The sequence below is a fragment of the Roseomonas sp. KE2513 genome (assembly GCF_016107305.1).
GTDB lineage: Bacteria > Pseudomonadota > Alphaproteobacteria > Acetobacterales > Acetobacteraceae > Roseomonas.
Window position 1 is genome coordinate 16,983 of sequence record NZ_RCVR01000030.1, and the last position, 24,886, is coordinate 41,868.

Sequence of the window (24,886 nt, forward strand, 5' to 3'; positions counted from 1 at the left end):
CCCTACCTGTCTGAGACCGACAGGATGGGCGGACGCGGCGCGAACGGCGCCGCGCCTTTTCTGACCTCAGTTCGGCGCCGTGAGGTTCGACAGGAACATCACGCCAACTGGCGCATTCGCGGACAGGTGGACGAGCGGGCCGCGCGGAGCGGACTGCTCGAGCGCCCTCCCGACCTGGGCCGCAGCCGCCCCCGCACCGACGGCCAGCTGCTGCTCGGGGTTGAGGCGGGTGATGTAGGACTGCCCCCCGAACGGGCTGACCTGGTTGAAGGTGTTGGACGTGGTGGCCACCGCCTGTCCCAGTCCGGCGATGAACGCTGCCGCCGCCGGCAGGAGGAAGCGCTCGCCCAGGCGCTGATCGACGCTCGACGCCACGGCCGTCTCCATGGTGTCGGGCGCCACCACCAACCCCTCGGCGGGGATCTCCATGCCCTGGAACTGTACGGTGTTGATCCGGACCACTAGGCGGCTGATCGTCCCCGGCTTGGTGAAGGTGCCGATCAGCCGGGCACCGGCGATCGGGCCGGTGTCCGCCTGCAGTACCACCGGACCGCCGCTCTCCGAGTTCACCGCCAGCACGGTATGGGCGTAGATGCCGCGGCCTGCCGGCACCAGCACGCGGCCCTGCGACGGTGCGGAGGAGCGCGGGGACGGCACTGTGGCGGCGGCCGGCGCGACCTCGCCCGCCGAGACCTGACGGGCCAGGGCAGGCGCCGGCGGGGCGCCGCGGCGTCCCTCATCGCCCTCAGCGGCCGAGGCCGAGCTCGGCGGGGTAAGCGTCACGGTGGTTCTTCCCGGGCGCCCCTGCCAGCCGCCCATGAGGCGGTTCAGCGCGTCGCGGAATGCCGGGTCTTCGACCTGCTGCTGCTGCGTCGTGGTCTGCGACACCGTGCGGATCGCGTTCTGCTGTGGGGCCGCCGCGACCGCCGGCTGCACGCGCGCCGGAGCGGCGGGCGTCTCGAACAGCACCGGAGCAGCGGGCGGGGCCGTTGGAGTCGTCGGCCTCGCCTGCGTCGGCATCGCTGGGTGAGGAGGCGCCGTCACGGCGGCCACGGTGGTCGGCGCCGCCGGGGGCGGCACCAGCGCCGCCATATCGGGCGCTCGCTGGCTGGCCGCGATCGGCGGGGTGTAGGATTGCCCCCGGGCCTGCGCTTGCTCCGCCTGCCGCTGGTTCTCGGCCACAGCCAGCCGCGCCTGGTAGGGCGAGGAGTTGGTGCCGCCGGGCAGCTGGTTGACGGTGCCCTGCCGCGCCGCCCGGCTCTCGGGAAGCGCATCGCTGCCGGCCATCGTCGCGGCGACGACGACCCCGGTGATGGCAAGGCCGACGCCGCCGATGACCACGAACCGCATCGGGCCGGCGCTGGCCGCCTTGTTGAACGGACCGCGGAAGCCGCGGCGCGTGGTGGTGCCGGACATCAGCGCTCCTCCCGCAGCTCGGCCGAGACCGTGCGGTTGTTGACCGAGAGCAGGACCACCGGCGTCGCCGGCAGCGCGTACACGGTCGTGCCGCCCTCGCCGTACTGGGACGCGTCCCAGGGCGGCGACATCAGCGTGTGCCGGGTGCGCAGGTAGATCTGGCTGCCGAGGCGCCACGCCCGCACGTCGTCGGGCGACACGCCACTGACCGCGAGGGGTACCGCGTCGGCCGGCGCCACGCCCGACAGCATCGCCGTGAGGAAGGGCGCGCCCGTCACCGGAGCGTTGGGGCGGGTGTCGATCTGAATGCGGGCGTTGGGACCGCGGCTCGAGACGTGGACGCTGACGTCGGCGTCGTAGCGCGTCTGCCCGGACACCATCAGGAAGGAGATCGGCTTGGGAGCGCCTTGCAGGTTCACCAGCAGGCCGCCGCGCGGCGAGATCGACATCGGGGTGATCTGGATAGTGTTGGAGCCCCGCACGGGCACGCAGACGTGGAAGCCCGCGAGTTCAGCGGCCGGGCCACCGGGCCCGGCCGGCCCGGCATTGGGCGAGGTGGAGCAGCCGCCCACGCCGCCGCCGCCGCCACCCGACACGTTGGCGTTGTTGGAGTTGGTGTCCCAGGCGATGGGCCAGGGCTGCCCGGTGGCGTCGAAGAAGCTGAGCGCGGTGGGATAGCCGCGCACGGTCTGCACGATCGAGGTGGGCTGGCCGGGCTGGTAGGTGACGTTGACCGGCCGGCTTACCGGCGACGCGATCAGCGCGGTGCTCTCCTCCTGGGCGCGCTGCACCTCGCCGTAGCGACGCGCCAGCTCACGGATCATCTCGGGCGTGAGCGGGATGGCGTCCTCCAGCATGCGCTGGCGCACCGCGCCCCGGTCGACGGGCTGCTGCGAGGGATTGGGCGCCTGGGCGAGGGCGGCGCCGGAAAGGCACGCCCCACTGGCCAGGGCGATGACGATGGTGCGCGGTCTCACGGCGTTCGCTCCTGCTGCGATCATCGGGCAGTCGCGACCAGTTGGTCGATTACGAGCCCGTCGGGACGATCCTCGTCGTTGGTGCGAACGACGAGCGCCGTGATCGTGAGGTTCTGTTGGCTGGTTTGCTGCGAGTTTTCGCAGGTCTGCACGATGGGAAACTGGATCTCGTAGGCCAGCCTACCGCTGATGATCTTGGGGTCGGTGATGACCGCGGCACGCTGTGTCTGCGCGAAGCACGTCAGTCGGCCGCGCTTCATGGCTTCGAAGTTCCCCGAAGCGATGTAGCTGCGCGCGAAGGTGTTCCAGCCGTTCAGCGAGAAGCGCCGCCCCGCAGCGTTAAGCTGCGTGGCGTAGTCGTGATAGTTGACGTTGTACGCGGCAAGGACGGATCTCACCGTCCATTCCAGCAGCTGCGTGTCGTCAACCACCGGGCTTTCCAGGCCAAGGATCGGCCGGGGCGGATTCCGTCCGTCCACGAGGAAGTAGCGCGTCTCGCTCGGCCGCGTTTGCAGCCAGAAGGAGTGCGCCAGGGCTGCCGTTGTCACCAGCGTCAGCGCGATCACCGCACCGATCAGCCGTGTGACAACCTTGCCCTGAAAGTCGGGGTCGCTCAGGCGACGCGTGACGGCAGCGGCTTCGTTCTGCATCGGGTGTTCCTCAATCTCGGCACCCATTGTTCGTGCTGCCGGCGCGAACGGCACCGCGATGCGCTACTCGCCGCGCAGATCCCGAAGGATGACGGCTATGCTCACGGACGACCACGCCTGCTGCGACAGCTCTGTCAGCAATGCGTCCATCGAGGCATCGTCGATTCCCGCCTCGTGGTGTTCCGTATCGTCTGGGCGCGCGTCATCGCTAGCCAACGCCGATGGCGTCTCGCTGCAATCGTTCATGTCCGGTTCCGACTGTTTTTGCCCGCGTGTCTCGCGCTTAGTGTCAGCCGAGAGGTTTAGAAGGCGGTCAGGGAAGCTTTCTGGTAAGCCTTCGATTTCTTCGCGAGCTTGCTGGTCGTCTCCCCATAGTGGGCCGACCAGAAAAACTGCCCCTTGCGGAAGCTGCACTCCCGCCACCGGTAGCCGGAACGGCGCAGTCTCTCCCTGCCGAGCGCCGGATCGTAGTGCTCGACTAAGTCCTCCCGCTCGTGGGACGGCATGCCGATCAGGGACAGGCGCGTGCGAACGGCGCGGTGGGAGATGCTGAGCGCCTTACCGATCGCCTTGTAGTGCTGGTTCGCCCAGCTGCGCTCAGAGATCTCGTGGTCGAGCGCCGGCGTCCAACGAATCTCGTTGCGGTTCTTCTTGCGCTCGATGCGCAGGATTTCGCCGTTGGCCCTGGTGATGATCTGAACCAGAGTCTGATCGGGGGGGGTGACGACATCACGGTAGGTGTGCCCGAGGGAGCCCCACTCCCTCTGCATCCGCTCGACCGTGTCACGCGCGGGCTGGTGCAACTCGCGGCGCGGGCGGCGGGGCAAGCCCAGACGTCGCACCTGCGCGTAGATGCTATTCACACTCCGACCGAGAGCCTCGGCGGCACTTGCCGCTTTCCAACCATCCAACCAGCAGTCGATCAGACGCCGGAAGTGAGCCGCCGGCCAAGCCTTCGGGTGCCGGCGGGTGCGGAGCGGCCGGTCGTGTGGGGTCGCCAACCCCCGCACGAGGATGCGCTCCAGCACGAAGGCAGTGTCGACCCCGAGGAAGGTGGCGATGGCCGCGACGCCGTGCCCCTTGGCCACCATGCCTGCCAACGCCGTATCGTAACGCCACCCGACCTGCATAACCGCTTCCCCCGCCAGGGAAGAGATGGGCAGGACCGGAGCGACAACTGGGGCATGGAACAGGAACACAGCGGTTCTCCACCTTCCGTGCTCCGATGATTACTCATCACGGCGAGGTGCTGCAACCGTTTATAACGGTGTGAAGAGGAAAAACCTCGCTCTGGTGGTTTGTTGCCTTGTTGTGTGCGGTGAACCTTACTGTTCTTGACCGCGCTCCCCGGCCGAAGGGGGTTGGTGTGGTGCTTGTTGGGAGTGCCGCAGAAGGAACGAGACGAGTTGGGCCAGGCGAGCCGCTTCCTGGGTCACTCGGTCCAGCTTCTCGACAGCCTCGGCCAAAGTCTGTGGCGGCGGTCTTTCCTGCTCCAAAACCTCAGGCGTGACCGGCATGAGGTCGCGCACGGTCGTGTTCAGACCTTTTGCCAGCTTGCCCAGCGTCTTCAGCGTGAGGTTCTGCAGGCCGGCTTCGGCCGAGAAGATCAGGGTTTGCGGTACGTCACAGGCATCGGCGGCCTGGATCTGCGTCAGTCTCAGGCCGGTTCGCCGCTCACGCACCCGCTTGCCGACCCCAACGAGGAGCGTGTCCTTTTCCCGTTCGACCTCGGGAGCCTCCGCTTTCCTCCTGCTCATGCCCCAGTCTCCACCCAGCCCGAATCGCATCTCACGGTCCTGTTCGTTCGTGCCCGAAAGGTCCTGGAAGTCGGCGCGCTCAGAAACTTGGCGGTTCGGCCCTGTCGTTCGCGCCGATCCAGTCCAGCGTCCTCCGGACGAAGGAGGCCCCGATGGCTCTGACAACAGCGTTGCTTTTCACGACACACTTGCTCGCTCCCCACCCACTCTCAGTCGACTTTCGTCTCTCGCCCTCCGGGCCGCCACAGGGACAGACTGTCATCACCGGGCGGCCGGCGGACGGTTCCCCCGCCGATATGACGGAGAATCGAACAGTTACAAAGCCCTCGCCCCGCCGGACGGCTAGAGCTAGCGTGTCCTTCACGGCAGCGCGAGGATTCGGGACGGACGTTCCGCTGTCGTTCGCCGCCCGTCAAATCGTTCCAGCCACTTTTTCAGTGCGTTACGCAGATGACATCGACCCGGATGCGCTGGTGTCCTGGGTCGGTGATAAGCCCTGGAACCGTGCCCTGCAGGACGCCATCCGCCCTCTCGGACTGCGGATGACCCTGCTCCGCAACACCCTCACCATCTCGCGCTAAGCCCGCGCCGTTCGCGTCGACCGCCGACACCCTGCCCCTCCTACGAGTGGAAGGAAGCCCGGCGATGCCCGACCTGGAACGATCAGACGTGCTGGACTGGCTCCAGCGAACCGAGCCCCGCCTATCGGGAGCGGAGGTGCCGGTCTTTCGCCCGGTGGAGGACACCCCGGAGGTGCGGGCACTCCTCAGCGACTTCGGGCAGGCCCTGGGGACGGCCAGTGCCGAGCAGATCGGCTGGGGGATCGGCGAGGACGATGGTGCGACGGCGCGGGAGGTGCTGGCCCAGCTCGGCGTCGCCCGCATGCTTCGGCTGGTGGAATGGCTCGATGGGGCGGCCGGCGGCGCGGCTGACAATGCTCAGGCCCTACTGCTGAGAAGCGACACCACCGAGGCGGGCCGCTTCATCCGCACAGTTCTCGACGCCCTGCATCGCCAGGACCTGCTCGGCCGCATCTTCGCTCCGGGGCGCCTTCAGGCGCTTCTGGCGGCCTGTGGCGAACCCGCGAAGGAGGCTGCGTGATGCGTCGGGTCACTCTTCTCGTTCGTCGCGCAGCCCTGACCATGGCGCTGCTGAGCGTGCCTGTCCTGGCGCACGCGCAAAGCACCGGAAGCGTCGGTTGCGCTGCTCTCACCCAGGCGGCCGCCGACGCGATCTCCGCGCGCGTGCAGGCCGACGACGCCGCGATCCGGCCGCCGAACAGTGTGAGGAATCTCTCCTGCCTGGACGGCTTCTTCCGCGGCGTCGGTCTCAACGTCATCTCCAATCTGCTCGACCCGACCTCTCTGCTCGACGCCGTGCAGGGACAACTCTGCGCCGCCGTGAACCAAGCGTGGCAGTCGGCGCTGGGCTCGGCGCAGTGCGGTCTCACGGTATCGGGCTTCAACCTGGGATTCGGGGGTTTCGGCGGCGGCGTGATGTGCCCGCGCCTGAGCTTCGGCGGCGGCGGCCCCCCCATCGGCTCGATCGGCACCGGCGCCAACACCACCGGCAGCCTCTACGTCAATGGCTCTCCCCTGCCGCCGTCCGGCTACACGCTGCCCGGCGTGGGCCGCTAACGCGAGGAAGGACATAGCCCATGCGCAACCGCTTGAAGTCCACGGCCGCCGTCCTCGTCATGACGGGCGGCCTGCTCGTCGTGGCGCCGAGGCTCGCCCATGCCGAGTGGCCGACCTTCGACGCCATCACGCACTTCCTGCTCCAGCAGGCCCAGAACGCGATGACCAGCGCGGTCGACAAGGTCTATGACAACATCACCAATATAGGGACGCTCATCAGTGATCGCCTGACCGGCGTCGGCAGCCAGCTGAACGACCGCCTCGGCGATGGATTTACCCAGACGGCCAACTACCAGCGTGCCCAGATCGGTGCTGTCCAGCAGATCGCCGACGCCTCCAACATGGCGAACGCGCGGGTCGCCCGCGATCTCCGCAACACCGAAATCCGCGACGAGCACACGGCCTCACCGCAGGCTTGTCTCGCCTTGGACAGCGGTCAATCCACCAATCAGTCCCAGATCCAGGGAGCGCGCATCGCCACGGCGATCGCCGACGTGATGGATGTCCGGGGCGAGGGCGGACCGAACACGCCCGCCTGGTTCGGCCAGGCGCAGTCCATGACGGCGTCCAACGCCACGCACCTGTCCCGCTACTGCGACCAGGACGAGGCGGCGGCCGGGCTTTGCACCCTCTCCCCGCGTCCGAACGCCGACGTGCGCGCGGTCAGCTTCGTGCGCGAAGTCTACGCCGATGGGGATCAAGTGAACGCGGCCAACGACTATGCCACCAACGTCGTGCAGCCCGTCGTCCCGGCTGCCCTGCGCGGTGACCACCTGACGTCGGTGGAAGGGCAGGATGCTGCGGCACGGCGCCGTGCCTACGACGCCCGCATGTCGCTGTCCCGGTCGGTGTTCAGCCACCAGATCGCGCTGCAGGCGCCCACCGTGACGCTGAACGAGGCGCAGCAGGCCCAACTTCGGGCCCGCGGTGTCGAGCCGCCGGCCGCCGGCTCCTGGATGCAGGTGCTGGCCCTGGAAGTGGAGCGTCGCTTTTCGGACGTGGGCTGGGCGGCTTCGCTGCAGGCGATGACGCCCGCCGCGGTCAATCGGGAGATCGCGCAGCAACTGGCGCTGTCGAACTACCTCGCGCTCGCCAGTCTCCGCCAACAGCAGCAGTCCGCGGCCGTCGGTGCCGCCAACCTCGCGGTGGATGTCGAGCGTGGCTTCACCGGCTTCACGCCCATGCCCTCTCCCACCATCGCAGCGAACTGAGGAAGCCCAGGATGTCCGCCACCATGTCCGCCGCGCCGCAGGCGCCACCACCCTCGCATACGGGAAAGGACCCGCTGCGGGAGCTGATCGAGCGCATGGATCAGCACCGGCACGCGATCGCAGCCCACGATCCGAGGCTGAACCAGCAGATCGAAGCCCTGGCCATGAACAGCCAGAATGCCGCTGCGCTGACTGACGCCACCTTCCGCACCCGGGTGGCCTACGTCTACCAGGACTTCGCCCGCCTCGCCGGCCCGGCGGCAGGCATGCCTGATCGGCTGCGCTCGGAGCTGGAGCACCTGGCCACGACGGCTCCGGGCCTGACCAACCAGCGCATCCACGACCTGCTCCGGGAGGTTCCGAAGCTCAACGATCCCAAGCTGGCGGGCGATATCCGTCGGTTCGCCGTCGAGGTCGGTCGCGAAGGTGGCGACCAGAACCGGCACGCCGTGCTGGACAAGATCGAGAACCTCGAGCGCAAGGTGAACCTGCTCGGCCCGCCGCCAGTCCCGCCGCGCCCGGCGGCCGATACCTCGCCGCCGCGCGTGGCCGAGGTGGCGCAGGCCCCGGCGGCGGTCGCCTCTCCGAAGCCCGAGGAACGGGTTCAGGCTGCCAAGTCGCCCGGGGAAGGATCATCACAGCCCGCCGTCCGAGCCACCATGCCCGGCGCGCCTCCACAGCAGGCCGCTGGTCTGTCCCGACCTCAGGAGGCCCAGGCGCCTGCAGCAACTTCCTCGCCGCAGACGCCGGAGTCTACGACGGGTGCCCGGAACGGCGGCGTTATTGGCCGCGCGGTCGTCATGATGGCCGATCCGCGCCCCGACGTCCGCCTGCCGTGGGATCAGCCCCCGACCCCCATCGGAGAGCGTATCGAGCGTGTGGTCAGCCGGTTCAGCCATGAAACCGCTCTGAATCTGGCCGAGAAGTCCGGCCAGAAGGCGGTCGAGGCGCTGCGAGGCTTCGTCCAGGGGGCCGGTGCCGGCGTCATGGCCCTCATCAACGAGGCCGCCCGATCCGACCCCCAAGGGATCCAGGGCGTGCTGTCCGAAATGCGCGAGGGCGGCCGCCACGCCGAACTTCGCACGCAGTTCAACAACGCGCTCGTCCAGGAGAAGGGGGTCGCCGCCGCCTACGACGCCGCCCTGACGGCGGTGAAGCAGTATGGCACCGACCGTCAGGCTGCCGAGGCGGTGCTGCTCAAGCGCCCGGACCCAGGGGTCCTGGCGGGCCGCTTCGAGCGCCTGGATGCCCAGATTGGCGAGGCTGCTTCCCAGGTGCCGGCCCGTCAGGAGGGCAGGAACGTGATGGAGGAACTCGGCCAGCGCTTCTCCGACCTCGTGCGGCGGGCCACCGAGGCCGTCCGCACCGCCTTCCAGGGCGAACCCCGCGCCTCGGCCTCGGCTTCTTCCGGCCCGTCCCCCGGCCCCTAAGCGCCGTTCGCGTCGCCCGGTCGCATCCTCGTGGGGAACCCCGCCCGCGAGGATGCGATGCGCCACCCACCGCCCACACTGTTCCTAGGACTGCTGCTTCCGACGCTGCTCCTCGCCAGCCCCGCCCTTGCCCAGACGGGCGTGGACATGAGCTGGTCGGCCCTCGACCCCGGCGATGACTGGGCTGCCACCGTAGTTCGATCCGTGTTCCCCGTCGGCGGCGCTTCCGGCGGCGTTAGCACCGGCAACGCCGCTACCGTCGTCGGCACTCTGGTCCGTTACCTGACCGGCTTCGTGTCCACCATCGCCATGGTGTTCCTAATCTACTCGCTGCTGATGCAGATGTGGCGCGGCGCTGAGACGGGGCGTCTCCTCACCGATGGCATGAGCGGCATGTTCGCCCTGCGCCTGGGCTTCGCCGCCATCTTCATGTTCCCCCTGTCCTCCGGCTTCAGTGCCGGGCAGGCGGCGGTGGTACAGGCGTCCATGTGGGGCATCGGCATGGCCCGCACCGTCTACACCAGTGCCGTGCAGGCCATCGGCGCCGATGCCCGGGTGATCGCCGACCCCATCGTGCCGGGCACTCGGACCATCGTGGCGGGGCTGATCCGCAACGAGTTCTGCCGTGCCCTGGTCAATGCCGCCTCCAACAACCCCGGCCTCGTGCCCGCTCCGACCCCGGTGGTGACCCGCTACGCCGCGACCCGCAACACCCGCTCCGTCACCTACGAGACGTGGACCTATCGCCTCTCTGCAGGGAACGAGTCCGGTGCGCCGGTGTGCGGCTCCGTCACCCTTCAGGTCTCAGGTGGCAACGACGGCGCCGTGGCTGGGGTCAGCCTCGACATGGGCACCAAGCAGCGAGAGATCCTGACCGCTGTGATTGAGGCCAGCATCCGGCCCCAGGTCCAGCAGGCCGCCCAGCTGCTCTACGCCACCCGGCGGGCCAACGCGCTGGAGCCTCTGCAGGGCGTGTTGATGGCGGCCACCGCCGACTACACCACTCGCCTCACCGCCGCCGCCAGCCAAGCCATGAGCCAGCTGCGCAACACCATGGCCGACGCCCGCGGCACCGGGGCCAACGCCGACGCCAGCCAGACCCGCCTCGCGGCGCTGGGCTGGAGCTCGGCCGGCGCCTACTACCTCGAGTTCAGCCGGCTCAACGGAGCCACCCTGTCGCTGATGAGTGCGGTCCCCTCCGTCACCAAGCCCACCGGCCAGGGCCTTGGGCAGGCGCTGACGGCCGACCTGCTGCCCTTCACCGCGTCGGTGGAGACCTTCATGAACCGGATGACGGCCCACGTCGCCACGGTCGACCAGGTGAACACGCCCATCGGCGGTGCCACCCTCTTCGCCGGCGCCTCGCCCGCCGAGGACGGCGCCGGGCTGATCGACCGCCTATTCCGATACATGAACCTGGGTGAATCCCTCCTGGGGATCATCACCAGCTACCTCCTCGCCCCGGGGGTGAGCGTCTGGACGGATCCTTTCGGCAGCCTGATGCAAGTGGGGCATGCGATGATCACGGCCGGGCTCGGGGCGTTGGGCGCAGCCGGCGTCGCGGTAGGCGGAGCCGAGGCCACCACCACTGCCACAGGGGGTATTCCCCTGGTTGGAGGGCTGTTCGGCGCTACCTCGGCGGGGATTGGCAAGGCGTTAGAGTTCTTCTCTCCCGTCATCTTCGCCCTCGCCAGCGGGCTGCTGCTCCCAGGCCTGACCATCGCCTACGTGCTGCCGATGATCCCCTTCCTGATCTGGCTGGCGGGGGTGGCGGGATGGCTGATCCTGGTGTGTGAGGCCGTGATCGCCGTACCGCTGTGGATGCTGGCGCACATGACCATGCGGGGCGAGGGCCTGCATGGAAAGGCGACCGAGGGCTACTCGCTGGCCTTCAACGTCCTGTTCCGGCCTGTCCTGATGCTGCTGGGGCTGTTCTTGGGCTACTTCATCTTCGCCAGCATGTCGTGGCTGTTGCGGCAGGGGTTCGGAGTGGCGGCCGGCTTCGTGCTGGGCAACGGCTGGGTAGTCACCAACGTCATCGGCGTAATCGTCCTGATGTGCATTTTTGTTCTTTGTCATGTCGTGCTGGCTGTAATGTCCTTTCGAATGATCTCGCTTGTGCCCCACCACGTCCCACGCTTAATCGGCTTTCTGCCGGCCAACCGGGTCGACATGGACGGCTTCAGCCGGGATGCCGCCTTGGTTGGAGCGGCTGGCGCGCTTACCAAGATTCAAGAGGGGGCAGCAGCCATCGCGGACGGTGCTAAAGGAAGGGATCCAACTGCTTCATCGAGGCGGTTGCCAGGTCCTGGGCGGCCCGATAACGGAGATGGCATGGACTCTACAACTCGAGCGGCCACGGACGTGTCCGAGCCCAGGCAGGATAGCTAAGGATGCATGACGAGGAAGGCGGAGGGATAAGCGGAGGCGCTGGCTACGTTCTGGGCCGTATGTCGGTTCAGGCGGAGCAGGCTCGCAGCCGTATGCTCACGGCCTTCCTCGATAGGCGGCGACCGGCTGCAGGGCCGATGTATGCTGAGGCGGAGGTTCTCGCCAATATTGAAGAGTGGCGAGCCTCCGTGCGCTCGAAAGAGAGAACCATCGAGCAGTTGCGCGCGCACGGCACTTCGCTGGCGATCGAGCGCGACCAGCTTCTCGCCCGGGTTGCTGATCTGGAGGCGCACACGGCCGAACGTCAGACCGAACTCGCTTCCCTGGAGCGGGCTGAGCGTGGAGCCAACGCGATGCTGAGAGATAGAACGGACGAACTCGAAGCCTTGGAACTGGCTTTCGCCCGTATGTCAGCGCAAATGGCTGACCTACAGAGGGAGAACGAGCGCCTCAGGCGAGGCGGCAACTAGGCCGCCTCGTTCGCGTCGCTTAACGGCAGCATAGGCCATCAACCAGGATGGACCCATGCGCCGCTCTTCAACCCTCCTCCTCTTCGCTGTACTTGCCCTTGGCGCATGCAGCAGGGGCAATCTTCGCTCGGTCAGCAGCTACACCGCCCCGGCCGCCCCGACCGTCCGGCACCCGAGCCACGATCCCTTCGCCTCGCCCGGCTCAGCGAACGCCACCTGGGCGCCTCCCGTATTGAACCGCAATGGCACGATCGTCAGGCCTCACGATCCCAGTGTCCTGGCCGGTCGGCCGGACTACGAACGCGCCCCCTGGGCGACCGGGGCAGCCGGTGGCTCCACCGTCGCCCCGCCGGGTACGTTCTAACCCGCGCTCGGCCAGAAGGGCTCGGCCGTGCGGAGGTAGTCGCCGGCCGAGCCTAGCTGCCCCGTCCGTAGCTGCCAGTTCTGCCAGGCGCTGCGGAACGAGAGGACGAAGAAGGCGGCGCAGAACGGCAGGAACTGCACGGCTGCCCAGACCCGCTCCTGTGTCCAGGGCGTACCCATTGCCTGCCACGCCCAGAGCGCCAGGAAGCCCCAGCCGGCTGCGAAGCAGCCCCAGGCCACTCGCGCCGAATGCTTGCGCCGGACAGCCCAGATCCTCCGCAGTTCATTCTCGGAGATCCCCATGACGAAGGCGGTCGCCGCAGCGTCCAGCCGCCCGTTCTCATCGGCGACGGGGCCCGCCCCTGCCGGTTGCCCGCGACGCAGCACTGCCGTCAGGTGACGGATCAGTCTCGCACCGCCGCGGATCTCCCGGGTGCCGGCCGCTTCGCTGGATCGGCGGAGCACCCACCGGGGGCCCGCCAGCACCCAGCTCATCCGCCGCCGGAGCTCCTTGGCAGCGTCCCGCTGGCCTGGGCCGAGGTCGATCGACACGCTCAGCCCCCCTGCATCGAGGCAACCAGGGCGTCGAGGTCGGACGGCATGCCGTCCTGGCGCCCTTCGCTTCCGTCCGCCCGACGCCACACCAGCGTCGGTGTGCCCCGAAGGCCGATGGACTGTGCCGCCTCCATGTTGCCCCGCAACCGAGCTGCCGCTTCCGACGTGGGAGGGGCCCGGAGGTCGCTGCGGCTCCAGGCCTGCACCATCTGCTCGGCGGGGCGGCTCAGCATGGCCAAGCTGTCGGCCGTGCTGCGCCCGGCATTCTGGTGATCGAGGATCGCCACCGGCACCACCGAGACCCGCACCCTGCCGCTGGCGACCAGCGGCTGCAGGCGCTGCATGGCCTGAACCGAGTAGCCGCACTGCGGGTCGGCAAACATCCAGACATGGGGGGCCGACGGATTACCCACCGACCCGGCCGCAGTGCGTTCGGCGATCGCCAGTGCCCCCCGCGACGGCACCGTCACGGCGACGCGGGTGGCCGGGGGCGCGGCTGGGCGAGGGGTTGCGGTGGCAGCCGGGGTTGCGGTGCTGGACACGTCGCCGATGGTGACCGTGGGAATAGCGCCCTCGATCGACGAGACCTGCTCGCGTGTGAGGTTCTTGCCCGTCGCGTCCCACATCACCCCGGGGATGACCCGCTCGGCATTTGGGGTGGCGTAGAAAACCTGAAAGGCGTCGCCGCTGCGGACGAGAAAGCTGCGCAGGCCGTGGTGGTCCCCGAGCTCGGTGACACCGACGCCAGCGACCTCACGCAGCCGTGCCACTGACAGGTCCGCAGGGATGCCGGCGACCATCGCCTCACCCGACGGGGCGACGCTGAGCAGCATGAACTCGGCTCCGGAACGCGCCACCACCATTTGGAGCCCATCGCGCACACCCAGTTCCTGGATCGAAGCGCCGGAAGCCACGATGTGCCGCAGTACCGGAACGCTCAGCGACAACGAGGGCGGGACGGCGAAGCCTTCGACCCGTGGCGGTTGAGCCGCTGACGCTGCGGGAGCTTCAGCGCTTGGCAGACGGGCGATCGCCGGCACCGTTCCCAAAACCGGCTGCGGCAGGGCGAGCAGGGGTGCCGCTGCAGCGGTCGGCGGTCCCTCCGCCGACACCGGCATGCCGCAAAGAGGGTTCGCCATCACGTAGGCGGGCAGCGACACGATGCACGTCGCCAGAAGAATGCGCTTCATGAGCCTCGTCCAATCTTTGACGACGCCATGTTGCCGGTTGGTGGCGCGAACGGCGCGCGCCCTTGCGCCTCAGATGACAGGCTGGAGAAGTACCGTGTCGCAGAGCTTCAGGCCGAAGATGATGACAAAGCTTGAGATCGCTGCTCCCGGATCTTGCCGTGCTAGCCCGGCGATGATGCCGGCCAAGGCGAGCAACTCGGAAACGCTGCGAACGTCTTGATGAGCCAACTGGCTCAACTGCACTGCAAACTGTTCTTCCCTGTTAAGGTACTCTGCCTCACCCGGCATCTCGGACACGGAACTGGAGGCGTGGCTTTGCGCAGCGGTCGCTAGCGACAGCAGTAACGATTCACGCATGGTGATGTAGTCGAGGATCGAGGTCGTAAGCGTGCGCAGGTCATCGCTCTCGAGCCTCAAGGAGGTTTCATCTTCCTCGCCGCGTGCGGCCACCATTGAGTAGTGTGCCAGCACCTCGTCGGCGAATGCCGCCATCAGCAGCAGATGCTCCTCAGCCACTTCGTCATGGAAACGAGGCAAGAAGTGAGCGAGTGTCGACGCCTTCAAACCGAGGCCGATGAGAGACGCAGCTCTCGTCGATCCCAACTCGAGCAGGGCCTTGAGGATGCTCTCGACCAACCGAGCACACTCGCGCTCAAGCCGCTCGCAAGTACCCAGATCGCCTCGGCTACTGGCCTCCGTCACCATTCGAATGCCGCTTTGAAAGCGATCATCCAGCAGCCGGATTCTATTGCAAGCGTCCGCGACCTTCCGGTCCAGTTCCTCGAGATTGTAAAGCCCGAGCACGATAATCTGCGACGCTGCGGAGGGCTGTGCAAGAATGTCTGGAGGGCTGCTCGACAGGTGCATGTGCCGTCTTCCTTATCAGAGCAGTGTTCTAGGCGACGCCGACACGCACCTTCTTCGAATGGAGTAGATGCAGTGAGCGCTGCGCGTCGCGCAGCGATGGTCCAGGGCGGTTCGCTCGGAACGAGTCCCTGCTAAGTTTGCCCCTGGGCACCATGGTTGATGTAACCGGCCGACCAACCTGTAACATCGTGATTTCCGGTAGTTTTTCACCATTAGCCGGTGCTAACATGCCATGTGCCTTTGGTCTGCTCGGGGAGGCAACGCGCCGGTCTCGGTGTGAATGACTACCGCAGCGTAGAACCTATAGGCAACAGTTAATGGTAAGTTGGACCTAACGTGATAAAAAGCAATCTTATCACAGGACAAGACGCTTGTATCATTAATGGTACGAGGTGGAGGTATCTTCTCTGTGAACCGAGTCCACAAGATGGAGCAAAATACTGAAAAGTCAGGAAGCTGGCAAAGCAGGCCTTCCCAACAAGATTGGAAGGAGAGCAGCGTCGTTGTCGTCAGCGCACGAGGTGCTTCGACGCGATCCGTGACACTCAGTTGTTGCGAGCAACTACGGCGAGCGATGCCCGCATGTCCATCTATCCTACTCGTTCTCGGTGGCGGCAAGCATACACCGGAAGTCGTTTTGGAAACGATCGCGAGCATGTATCCGCGGGGTTGTGTCGTTGGCGGCGCGTGTGCCGGCATCATCGTCGCAGATGGCAGTAGCTGCTCCGGTTCAGAGATCGGCATGGTTGCATTTCTTGCTCCAGAGATCTCCCCAAAGCTGCAATGTGTCGATCTGCTCGCGCACGGTGATCTTGAGGCCGGGCATCAACTAGGCCGTCTGGTTCGTGACCAGCATGCTTCCGATGCAGCGGTGTTGCTGCTGTACGATAGCGTGCTCTCCTTCCAGCCGCGCCGACTGCACTCGGCCGGACACCTGCTGCAAGGCTTCCAGGCCGAGTGGCCCGGTGCCATGGCCACAATGGGGGGTGGTCTTCTGACCGACCTTAACCTGACGGACGGCTGGATCCTTCTAAACGGGGAGGTGAAGCGCCACGCTGCATTGGCCCTGGTGTTCCCGAGGAGCGTGACCGCTGACGCCATCATCCTGCGTGCCGCCCGGCCCATCAGTTCCCTCATGAGAGTGACCCACATTGTGGGTGCTGAGATCTTCACCCTGGATGGCCGACGCGCACTCGATGTCGTGGAGGAACACCTCGACGCACCGCTGACGGACACCGCAAGCCATCCAAGCCGGATCATGACGCTCGGCCTCAAGCTGGGCGAGCAGTGGGAGAGCGGCACGCCGGACGACTACGTGAACCGCCTGATTGTCACCGCGGATCGTGAGAAGGGCAGCGTCACCCTGTTCGAGCCTGACTTCTACGAAGGCGCTCTGGTGCAGCTCATGCAGAACGATCCAGCGATGATGCTGGACATGGCGCGCAACCGCGTCGCCGCAGCGCCGATGCGCTGTGAGGGTGGACGTCAGCCATTCCTACGTTTGTACATCGACTGCGCCGGCCGGGCGAGTGCGATGAGCGGGGCGCTGGTGGAAGAGGCCGATGTCGTGGCCGAGGTGCTACCGGATGATACACCCTTTCTAGGCTTCTACTCGGGGGTCGAGATTGCGCCACTCTGCGGCAGAAGCCATCCCCTGGACTGGACTGGAGTTCTGGCAACGTATTCGAGGGTGGGCTGATGAACACGCCTGTCCGCGCCGCGGCCGAGAAGGAACTCATCTACTACCGGCGGATGTGCAACGAGCTCGGCAAAGATCTGCAGCGGGTTCAGGAAGAGAACGAGCGTCTCGTTCGTGAGGTTCGGCGGTACCAATCTCAGAGTCGATTGGATCGGGAGCTATCCCATGTGACGGGGACCGCCGCGGATATGGCCAGTATGGCTACGCTCGTGCTCGACGCCGTCATCGAACACTCGCTTTGCGCGAGGGCCATGATCTTACACGAGCGCGCCGATCATGCGGGATGCTTCAACATCCTGGCCGCTGCGGGTTGCCGAGACATACTCGTGAAGCCCAGTGCTACCCTCGACGCAGCTCCGGCATTCGGCCATTCCTTCGAAGGTGAGCATTTTCCTGCTGGAGTGGCCGCGTTCTTCAAAGCAGTCGGCAAGCTGATCGGATCAACTCATCTGATCTGGAACTATGACGACGACAGCGGCTTCGCCATCCTCATGGCTGGAGCGCTAGGCCCCGGCGATGTCATGTTCCGGCAGCAGGGAGATGATCTGAGCTACACAGCGCTCGCCCGGCTGGTAGACGGCTACTGGCGTCTGCAAGCGCGACAGCCTGCGAACGAGATCCCGGAGATCAGTGAGCCGCCGCCGTGCATTGAAGCATCCCCCGCACCTTCACAGGATACTATCCCGCGGCTTGACCGTGCACGACCGACGATCCGTGAGTACGAGATCGCGAGTTCGATAGCGAAAGGGGGCGCGATCGAGCAGGTTGCTGTCCTGATGCGTGACGACGGTGAGTATGAACTGTTCGTGCGGCCGAGCTGGAGCACTGGTTTCCGGCAGATGCTGACGTTCCGCGGCCATGCGGAGAAGGTTTACAAGGACGTCAATCGGCTACTCGGTTACGTCCGCACGGCCTGCCGGCACGATGGAAGCATCGTTTTCTATGCGGGCGGATCGAAGCAGTTCGAGGCACTCAAGCCGGCAGCACCTACGTCGCTACCGGACGATCGCACGCGGGAGGCATCGGCGTATGATGCCACCGGTGCAACTGACGTGCCAAGCATACCTTTCAAGCGGAGTGGGGGCACCGATGAAAACCGGTCTTAGCTTTGAACGGCTCGCGAGCGTGCTCCTACTTTCCCTTGCTTTGACGGCTTGTCAGACGAGCAGTCCATCGGTCCCGCTCGTCACTGGCGTCCAGCCGGGCCGAATGGCAACAGGGCGCGAGGGTCTTACTCCGGCTGCCGCCGCCATGATCGACTTCGTCGTGGACCGCTACACCTTCGCTTCGGACAGGCAAGGAATGGCAGGTGTCATCGCGGCGATCGACGAGTGCTACCTGTCGGCCATTGCACCGGGCAAGCGTCCACAAGATGTCCGAAACTGCCTTGTCCTGGATATGCTGGCCTTCCGCATAGATCAGCACGTTTCCGGCGGCCCTCCGGGGAATGATCGCCAGCTTCCCTTTTTTCAGCGGGCGCGCGCTGCTCAGCGGTGGGAGCGCTATGCACCACTCGGCAATCTGCGACCTGGAGAGGATGCTGCGAGCTTCATGATGAACGGCTCCGATGCGGCTGCCTTTGAACTCGAACGCCGGCGCCGTGCGCCCAGAATGTCATGATGCGGGTACGAACGCTGTTGGCGTATGTCGTGGCAGGAGCGCTGCTCGTGGCTTTCCCTTCTGGGGCGTCAGCGCAACAGGCCATCGGTCGCCCGGTGCCCGACGCCGTGAACGCGCCCGGCCTTCGGTGCTGGGGCATCCGGGGCGGCCCGTCCGCTCAGACATTCGTCTTCCAGGAGCCAACGACCTCCGCGCAACGCATGGGGTACGTCTCCTCCTGGGTGGCCGTGACGGGACCAGCCCGCAACGGCTTCCTACCAGTCGAGACCCCTACCGGGCCGCGCGGCTGGGTGATGCAGGAGACCGTGGAGCGCGATACCTGGAGCAACATGAAATGCGTTGCACGACGCGGACCAAACGGGCGTGTCTTTTTCATCTACGGAGGCACGCCGCCAGGCCGCTGACGAGTGGCCCATTCCCGTCTTACTGGGAGCCGATCAGTGCTTGTGGATATCACCCGCTGCTTGCTTTGAGAAAGCCACGACGTGCTCATGGAAGAAGCCGATCAGCGCATTGTGCAGATCCGTCGCCTTCTGCAGCAAGCCGGCGCTACGTTCGTAAAATGGAGCGCGTCCTTGCTTCTGAGTGGCATCATCGTGGTAGTTTACCGTGTGCAGCCAAACCGTGCGTAGCGGCTCCATGATCTCGTCCATCTGAGCCTCAAGGGCCGGCCTTTTGCTACCGATTGCGCGGTAGCCCTCACAGGTGGTGAACAACGCAGCGAGCCACATCGGAAGAAAGGCCTGATATCTTGCAAAGGGGACTTCGCGTTCGCTGGCCTTAGCATTCCTGGTGGCGCGCTCGGCCTCCTCAACCATCTCGAACGCGCGTCGGGCCACGGAGAAGTAGTTCCAGTAAAGAGCGAGCACCGGGTCGTTGCCGGTGTTCGGATCTTCGCTGCGCTGAGGACTACTTGGCGTGGACACGCGCTTTCTGGGCACTTGCAACTCCTATGCAGGCACGAACTCTGGCTTCCCTAGAGCATTCAGACCAAGGCAAACCAGCCCCAACCTGAAGAGCGCGAGAATGGTGTCGCGGATGCTTCGCAACCGGCGGTGGATCGCGCGATAGAGTTGTGTTGGTGTGAGCAGGAGCCTGATGACGCCTCCCTCATGGTCTGGCCGCCCGTAGTTCCTCGTCCAGGAGCGCGTCGAGCTGAGACCGCCGCCTACTGAGCGGAGCTGCTACCTCGATGTAGCGGATGCCCGCGCGGGGCAGAACCGTCCGCTTCACGGCATCCCGCTCGCTTGCATTGCCCTGGTAGTGCCCACTCCCTTGGTACTCGATCACCGCCACGGGCCACCCCTCGCCGTCCACCACAAGAAAGTCGGCGCGCTTGCTGTTGATCCAGCGGAATGCCTCACGGTCGGCGTCGGAGCGTCCCTCGGTCCGCAAGACCTCGCCCAGGCTGACCTGCGGCCACACCCGCCATGTCGGGTCGATGCGGGTCGTGATGCTGCACGCACTGGCGTAGACCGCGGCCTCGCCCCCGTTCAGCACCCTCTTCGGCCGCCACACCACCTCTTGTCGACTGACTGCGGCCACCTGGTCGGGGCGGGTGCTCGGTCGAGAAAGCGCCCGACGCGCCAGCACGAGCGCCAGCAGAGCCAAGCCGATCGCGAGGAGCAGCCCGACAGGACCGAGGGCGGCCAGAAGTGGTCCGACCACTGGAATAGCTTCTACGACGGTGACTGGGGACATGCGGTGTTCCTCGGAAAGGCTGCCCTCATGGTGGCAGGCGGTGCGAACAGGGAGCGAAGACGAGGGTATGCTTCGTGGCCAGTCAGGCCGCGCGCTCCACCTCCTGCCCGTATGCCCTCAGGCCGATAGAGGCGAAGGCCGCGTCCTGCTCGAGGGCGGAGACGCCTTGCTTGGTCAACTTCAGCGCCGAGATGAAGGTGCCGGCGATCCCCGACCTCCCGCGCAGGACCGATACGGCTTCTCTGCCGGTGTCGGGAAGAAATGACCCGGGGTCACCCCCCCTCCGGCTGCTCGGATAACCGCGCTCGAAGCCGCTCCAGTGCCTCGGCCAAGGTCCAGACGTCCAGCAGGGGTGGCGCATAGGGCTGTGCTACTTCCCGCTTCGTCCGTGCTGGCACGTCCATCAGGTCGAAGCACGCCAGCAGCAGATCCAGCAGGTCGCCGCTCTCTCCACTGCTCGAGGCGGGCGCCGCCTCCGGGGCCCCGCAGGCGAAGACCTCTTGTCCCAGCTGCGGCCGCCGCTCCAGCCAGCCCGTCAGTTCCCGGGCCTGCCGGCGCTGCTGGGCGCGGACCAGCCCCTCTCGCAGACGCTCCGCTTCCGGCACCTCTGGCTCGTCCTCGGTCTGGACCAGAAGCTTCGACTTGAGCAGCACCAGCCAACTGGCGGCGATCAGCCAGTCGCCCCGCTCCGCCAGCGTCGCCCTTGCCCCCGGCGCCTCCACCGCGGCGACGTACTGGTCCACCAGCGCCACGATCGACAGGCGACCGAGGTCCACCTTCTGGGCGCGGGCCAGATCCAGCACGAAGTCGATCGGCCCCTCGTAGCCGTCGAGCTGCACAATCGAGGCGGAGCCGGCGCCATCCCGCCCAGCCACGTTCATCCAGAGGTGCCGACGGCATGCCGTAGGCCCAATCGCAGGTTGGGCCAGGCCCTGGCCAGCCGACGCACCGCCGAGGCGGGCCCTGCATCGGCTGCGAAGAAGCCAACCCCACCTCCGCCTGCCCCTTCGGTCGCCGCCCTGCGGAACCGGACAGCCTCTCCACCCGGCGCAGCTCCTCGGTGCCCCAGTGGGATCGGAGCCATTGCCGGGCATCGGGATGGTCCGCGCCTAGGGCCAGGACGGCTGCCGGCACAGGAAGCAGAGCATGCAGGTCCAGCGGCCGGGCTCGGCTCTCTTCGGCCGCCACTAGGACCTGCCGGTGCCGATCCTCGGCGCGCTCACGCAGCTGGGCCGCGAAGACCCGGCAGCCCTCCAGCGACAGCCGCCCGGTGCGGGGGTAGAGGGAGGCCAGGCGATGGAACACGTCCTCCTCCAGCGCCGCGAAGTCGACTTGCCAGGGCGTGACGCCAGACCCCGCCGCTGCGGCGGCGAAGGCCGCCACCGCTTCGGCCGGCCCATGGACGGTCAGCCGGAACGGCAGCCACTCCGTGTGATGAACGGCCACGTCCCCGGTCGTGGTCGCCGTCCCCTGCCGCTCCGGGTCCTTCGGCGCAGCCGCCGGCGCATCCGCCCCGGGATGGTCGGTTGAAGCTTCCTTCGGACGCCCGCGCGGCCGCTTGGGGACGCTCGGCTTCGCCTCCCGAGGGCGGGACGGCCGGACCGGCGCCTCGTCCCAGGGAAAGCGGAAGGCCGTCACAGCCCGACCTGGCCCGCCGGGCTGTCGGTGAGGAGGCGGGCGAGACGGACGTAGCCGTGCATCGTCTTCACGTCGCGGTGCCGGCTGTGCCCCATGATGTCGCGGTCGCGCAGGCCGTGGTCGTAGGCCTCGGTGATGAAGCCGGCGCGCAAGCCGTGCGCGGTGAGGCGGCTCGCTCCCTCCACCGGTAGCCCCGCCTTGCCGGCCCGGGACAGCAGGACGAACCGCACCGAGGCCGGGTTCAGGCGGTCACGTCCGATGGCGCCGCTCTGATGCACGGCGCGGAACAGTGGCCCGGTACGGTGCTTCAGCACGGCCAGCCAGGCCTCGAGAGCCCGGATCGGACAGGTCGCGGGATGCTTGCTGCGGGGGATACCGACCTCGGCGCCTTCGGCCTCCTGGTCAGTCTTGGAGCGGCGGATGCGCAGGCGGAGGCCGTCGGGCTTTTGCACGACGTCGGTGACATCGAGCGCGACGATCTCCGAGTGCCGCAGCGCGCCGGCAAAGCCGAGCAGCAGCAGGGCGCGGTCGCGCCGCCCCACGGCGTCGTCCTCGCAGGTTGCCAGGAGCCGGCGGAGCTCGGCCAGGCGGATGGCGGCGGCTTGCTGGGTGGGGCGGTCGTGCCGGCGATGCGCGCCGCGCAGGGTGGTCTGCACCTCGGCATCCTCGGTGGGCACCGCGACCCGGGCCAGACGGTGCGCCAACCGGATCGCCGCCAGGCGGCGCCGGACGGTCGCGGGCGAGCGGGTCTTGGACGAATGCACGAGGTAGGCACTGACCGTCTTCGGGGTGGCCGGCATGGCGATGAAGCCCATCGCGGCGCAGAAGGCCATGAAGTCCTTCCAATCCGTGCTGTAGGCGCGCTGCGTGGCGGGCGCGAAGGAAAGCTTCAGGTACTCCTCCGTCGCCAGCAGGGCAGCGAGACCCTGCTCCGTCGGCTCGGCCACCCATTGTGCCGCGGCCTCAACGGCGGCGCCGTTCCCGGGCGATGCGGCAGCGGGCAGCTTGCTCATAGCCCTGAGTTTCCAGCGATTGTTGGGCGCATCGGGGTGGCGCTAGGCCCGGAAGTCACGTCGCTGAGCATCCTCACCTTCCCGTTCGCCCGACCTCGACGGGGCCTTCCAGGAGGAGCTTGCCGCCCCGGCGGCGCTCGAACAAGGCTGCCAAACACCGGACTTACGTAAAGGGGTGTTATATAAAATAATGAAAAAATAATGTGCCCGGCGGCTTGGTTCCTAACATTAACACTGAATTCTTTTAATATCTGAGAAGGGAGGGGGACTCTCTTCTATAAAAGTCGGCTTTATCCTATCTCGCAGGAGGGGGGCACTTCGGGCTTCAGCCTCGCTGGACGTCCGACCGGCGGCTTCCATTCTCCGCGCTTGCGCGCTGACCAAGCATAACGGGGATCGTCGTCAAGCAGGTGTAGGTGGTCAGCTAATCGGTTGCGCTCCAGCCAACCTACCGCCGCCTCCAACTCGGCCAAGGTCATGGCAGCTCGCGCCTTGTCACCAGTCACCCGCTTCAGGGCCGCGTTGTACCGGTGATAAAGCCCGGCCCCTGCCACGCCACGGTGCGGCCCGGCCAAAGACGCCTCGTCCTCCACGGCCTGCGCCGCCACCATCTCGCCAAGGCGGTTGCGCAGGCGCCGTTCGACAACGGAGGGCACCTCCAGAAGCTCGCCTTGCACTTCCTCCTGCTCAGGGCGGCGCATCGCCAGCTCCGGCCCGGGCGCAAGACGGTCGAACCGCATGGCGAGCGCGTTGGATGAGAGCGGCACGATGCCCTCCTTCGGGGCGGGAAGCTGATCCAGCAGCCAGTCGGGCAGCGTGGACTGCCCCCGACGAGGCTTTGGGCGGCGCGCCATGGTGCCCTGTTCCGTCTCCATACGTCGGCGGAACAGGCTGAACAGCGGGTCGTCCGGGTGAAAGACGAGGGCCTGCTGGGTTTCGTAGGACCCAGCGTTCGGGTCCACGCGCGTCGCGCGCGCCACCATCTGCTCCAGCCAAGGACGTGAGCGGATGTGGGTAAGGGCGGCCACCACTGCGACCTCTGGCGCGTCCAGCCCCTCATAGGCCATGGCCACTGTCACCAGAACCGAGGGCTCCGGCATCAGCCGGAAAGCGGCGAGCAGCTCGTGTGCCCGCGGCGTATCTGAGGTGGCGAGCTGGGCCACGATCTCGGCCTGTGACGCCGGGACCCACTGCCGCACCACCGCGAGGTAGTACCGCGCGGTTGCTTGGTCGGGTGCCACAACCAGCAGCTTACCCAGTCCCCGCGACGCCTCGCCGGGCGCCAACCCACGCGCCTGACGGCGCCGCGCGCGTAGATTGCGGATAGCCACGAACGCCTCGCGTAGCAGGGCCTCGGCGAACCCGGTGCGGAGCGCGGTGAAGAGGGCAGGGCGCGTTGTCTCGTCCGGGTGAAAGCCGGAGATGCGATGCGGGCCTAGCTCGTTGCCGTCCTCGTCGCGCCAGCTGGCCTCACCGTCGAGCGCGCCGAAGGTGACGGGCAGCACGGCGCGTTCGGCAAGCGCCTGGGCGCGGGAGTAGCCGACCACGGCCCAGCCCTCCGCGTCCAGTGCCACCTCCCGCGTGCGGGCCTTGGGACCTTTACGGTAGGGCAGCCAGAGGATGCCCTTGCCGTCGGCGCGCTCCAGCGTACCGGAAAGCAGAAGCCGCACGCGGGCGCATTCCAGCAGGGGAAGGATGGCGCGCGACCAGGCGCTGGCTTGGCCCTCATCCTCCTCGGACTGTGCGGCAGTGACCGGGTCAATGTCAGCAAGCGCAGGGAGGTGGTGCACCTCGTCCACCACCAACAGAGTGCGGTGGCGGCGAAACTCGGCCAGGTGCAGATCCGGCGCCGCCGCGATGCCCTGGTAGGTGGTGATGTAACCGGATAAACCCCGGCTCGGGTCTGGTGTGTTGTCGGCGGCGCGTACGGACAGACCATGGCGGAGCGCATCGCGCCAAAAAGGATCGGCGAAGGCTTCCTCCGCCTGAAGCCGCAAGCTGTCGCGCGGCACCACCCAGCAGATTCGATCGACGACACCGGCTGCGACCAGCCGGCTTGCGGCGATCACGGGTAGCAGCGACTTGCCACCGCCGGGCGTGACCGCAGCCAGAATGTCGCGCGCTGAGGTTTCGCCCGTGACGATCGCCTCAATCACGCCGGCAAGCTGCTGCTGGTGTGAGCGTAGGGGCCGGGCTGTCACAGGCAATTATGCAGAGGGCAGGGCACGCCAAGACTCTGATTCAGCCCGATTCCTCTGTCTACCCCCTCGCCGCGTCATAGCCACTTCAACAGCCTCGGGT

Annotated in this window: 23 protein-coding genes; 9 read left to right on the plus strand and 14 right to left on the minus strand. The window is 67.0% G+C overall.

The features are described from left to right. Positions 1-66: 66 nt before the first annotated feature. From D9599_RS22795 to D9599_RS22820, 6 genes are all read right to left on the minus strand, one after another. Entirely contained in the window at positions 67-1,416 is a 1,350-nt protein-coding gene (locus D9599_RS22795; RefSeq protein ID WP_198383601.1) for a DotG/IcmE/VirB10 family protein, read from the minus strand. Beyond that, entirely contained in the window at positions 1,416-2,393 is a 978-nt protein-coding gene (locus tag D9599_RS22800; protein WP_309228688.1) for a DotH/IcmK family type IV secretion protein, read from the minus strand. The genes D9599_RS22795 and D9599_RS22800 overlap by 1 nt, the downstream gene beginning before the upstream one ends. A 20-nt stretch (positions 2,394-2,413) precedes the next feature. After that, complete coding sequence (locus D9599_RS22805) at positions 2,414-3,043, minus strand: DotI/IcmL/TraM family protein (RefSeq protein WP_198383603.1); 630 nt, start codon at positions 3,041-3,043, stop codon at positions 2,414-2,416. Positions 3,044-3,106: 63 nt separating this feature from the next. Then, a complete protein-coding gene (locus D9599_RS22810) occupies positions 3,107-3,289 on the minus strand; it encodes a hypothetical protein (RefSeq protein WP_198383604.1) in 183 nt (60 codons plus the stop codon). Between the two features lie 56 nt (positions 3,290-3,345). Further along, positions 3,346-4,242 carry a hypothetical protein gene (locus tag D9599_RS22815; protein WP_198383605.1) on the minus strand — a complete coding sequence of 299 codons (897 nt, stop codon included), beginning with the start codon at positions 4,240-4,242 and terminating at the stop codon, positions 3,346-3,348. 126 nt (positions 4,243-4,368) lie between these two features. Further along, a complete protein-coding gene (locus D9599_RS22820) occupies positions 4,369-4,830 on the minus strand; it encodes a helix-turn-helix domain-containing protein (RefSeq protein ID WP_198383606.1) in 462 nt (153 codons plus the stop codon). A 615-nt stretch (positions 4,831-5,445) separates the two neighbouring features. Between D9599_RS22820 and D9599_RS22825 the strand changes: the two genes are divergently transcribed. From D9599_RS22825 to D9599_RS22850, 6 genes are read left to right on the plus strand one after another with little or no spacing between them, the layout of a single operon-like run. Continuing rightward, positions 5,446-5,901, plus strand: coding sequence for a hypothetical protein (locus tag D9599_RS22825; RefSeq protein WP_198383607.1), 456 nt, complete (start codon positions 5,446-5,448; stop codon positions 5,899-5,901). Beyond that, a complete protein-coding gene (locus tag D9599_RS22830; protein WP_375373065.1) occupies positions 5,901-6,437 on the plus strand; it encodes a hypothetical protein in 537 nt (178 codons plus the stop codon). The genes D9599_RS22825 and D9599_RS22830 overlap by 1 nt, the downstream gene beginning before the upstream one ends. 20 nt (positions 6,438-6,457) lie before the next feature. Next, positions 6,458-7,648: a hypothetical protein gene (locus D9599_RS22835; RefSeq protein WP_198383608.1), complete on the plus strand. Its 1,191-nt coding sequence runs from the start codon at positions 6,458-6,460 to the stop codon at positions 7,646-7,648. Positions 7,649-7,659: 11 nt separating this feature from the next. Continuing rightward, a complete protein-coding gene (locus D9599_RS22840) occupies positions 7,660-9,078 on the plus strand; it encodes a hypothetical protein (protein ID WP_198383609.1) in 1,419 nt (472 codons plus the stop codon). A gap of 57 nt (positions 9,079-9,135) precedes the next feature. Further along, entirely contained in the window at positions 9,136-11,469 is a 2,334-nt protein-coding gene (locus D9599_RS22845) for a DotA/TraY family protein (protein ID WP_198383610.1), read from the plus strand. A 2-nt stretch (positions 11,470-11,471) separates the two neighbouring features. Next, on the plus strand, positions 11,472-11,939 hold the full coding sequence (locus D9599_RS22850) for a hypothetical protein (protein WP_198383611.1): 468 nt from the start codon (positions 11,472-11,474) through the stop codon (positions 11,937-11,939). 360 nt (positions 11,940-12,299) lie between these two features. Here D9599_RS22850 and D9599_RS22855 read toward each other — a convergent pair whose 3' ends face one another. The 3 genes from D9599_RS22855 to D9599_RS22865 form a co-directional block, all read right to left on the minus strand. Then, a complete protein-coding gene (locus tag D9599_RS22855) occupies positions 12,300-12,854 on the minus strand; it encodes a hypothetical protein (protein ID WP_198383612.1) in 555 nt (184 codons plus the stop codon). 2 nt (positions 12,855-12,856) lie between these two features. Then, positions 12,857-14,047, minus strand: coding sequence for a hypothetical protein (locus tag D9599_RS22860; RefSeq protein ID WP_232480796.1), 1,191 nt, complete (start codon positions 14,045-14,047; stop codon positions 12,857-12,859). A gap of 69 nt (positions 14,048-14,116) precedes the next feature. Further along, entirely contained in the window at positions 14,117-14,914 is a 798-nt protein-coding gene (locus tag D9599_RS22865) for a hypothetical protein (protein WP_198383613.1), read from the minus strand. Between the two features lie 574 nt (positions 14,915-15,488). Between D9599_RS22865 and D9599_RS22870 the strand changes: the two genes are divergently transcribed. The 3 genes from D9599_RS22870 (at position 15,489) to D9599_RS22880 (ending at position 18,233) form a co-directional block, all read left to right on the plus strand. Beyond that, positions 15,489-16,613, plus strand: coding sequence for an FIST C-terminal domain-containing protein (locus D9599_RS22870; RefSeq protein ID WP_255531640.1), 1,125 nt, complete (start codon positions 15,489-15,491; stop codon positions 16,611-16,613). After that, a complete protein-coding gene (locus tag D9599_RS22875; protein WP_198383615.1) occupies positions 16,613-17,719 on the plus strand; it encodes a hypothetical protein in 1,107 nt (368 codons plus the stop codon). Before D9599_RS22870 ends, D9599_RS22875 begins: the two co-directional genes overlap by 1 nt. 145 nt (positions 17,720-17,864) lie before the next feature. Then, positions 17,865-18,233 (plus strand): hypothetical protein, encoded by a 369-nt coding sequence (locus D9599_RS22880; protein ID WP_198383616.1) that lies wholly within the window; start codon positions 17,865-17,867, stop codon positions 18,231-18,233. 437 nt (positions 18,234-18,670) lie between these two features. Here the strand turns inward: D9599_RS22880 and D9599_RS22885 are convergent, their stop codons facing one another. The 5 genes from D9599_RS22885 to D9599_RS22905 all read right to left on the minus strand — a co-directional run bounded on the left by D9599_RS22885 (position 18,671) and on the right by D9599_RS22905 (position 24,786). Continuing rightward, complete coding sequence (locus D9599_RS22885; RefSeq protein ID WP_198383617.1) at positions 18,671-19,174, minus strand: hypothetical protein; 504 nt, start codon at positions 19,172-19,174, stop codon at positions 18,671-18,673. A 169-nt stretch (positions 19,175-19,343) separates the two neighbouring features. Then, the gene (locus tag D9599_RS22890) at positions 19,344-19,934 is read right to left on the minus strand and encodes a DUF2726 domain-containing protein (RefSeq protein ID WP_198383618.1); all 591 of its coding nucleotides are present in this window, start codon (positions 19,932-19,934) and stop codon (positions 19,344-19,346) included. 272 nt (positions 19,935-20,206) lie between these two features. Then, positions 20,207-20,815 (minus strand): segregation/condensation protein A, encoded by a 609-nt coding sequence (locus tag D9599_RS22895; RefSeq protein WP_198383619.1) that lies wholly within the window; start codon positions 20,813-20,815, stop codon positions 20,207-20,209. 753 nt (positions 20,816-21,568) lie between these two features. Further along, positions 21,569-22,585 (minus strand): tyrosine-type recombinase/integrase, encoded by a 1,017-nt coding sequence (locus tag D9599_RS22900; RefSeq protein WP_198383620.1) that lies wholly within the window; start codon positions 22,583-22,585, stop codon positions 21,569-21,571. Between the two features lie 290 nt (positions 22,586-22,875). Next, positions 22,876-24,786, minus strand: a complete 1,911-nt coding sequence (locus tag D9599_RS22905) for a DEAD/DEAH box helicase family protein (RefSeq protein ID WP_198383621.1) — start codon at positions 24,784-24,786, stop codon at positions 22,876-22,878. Between the last annotated feature and the right edge of the window lie 100 nt (positions 24,787-24,886).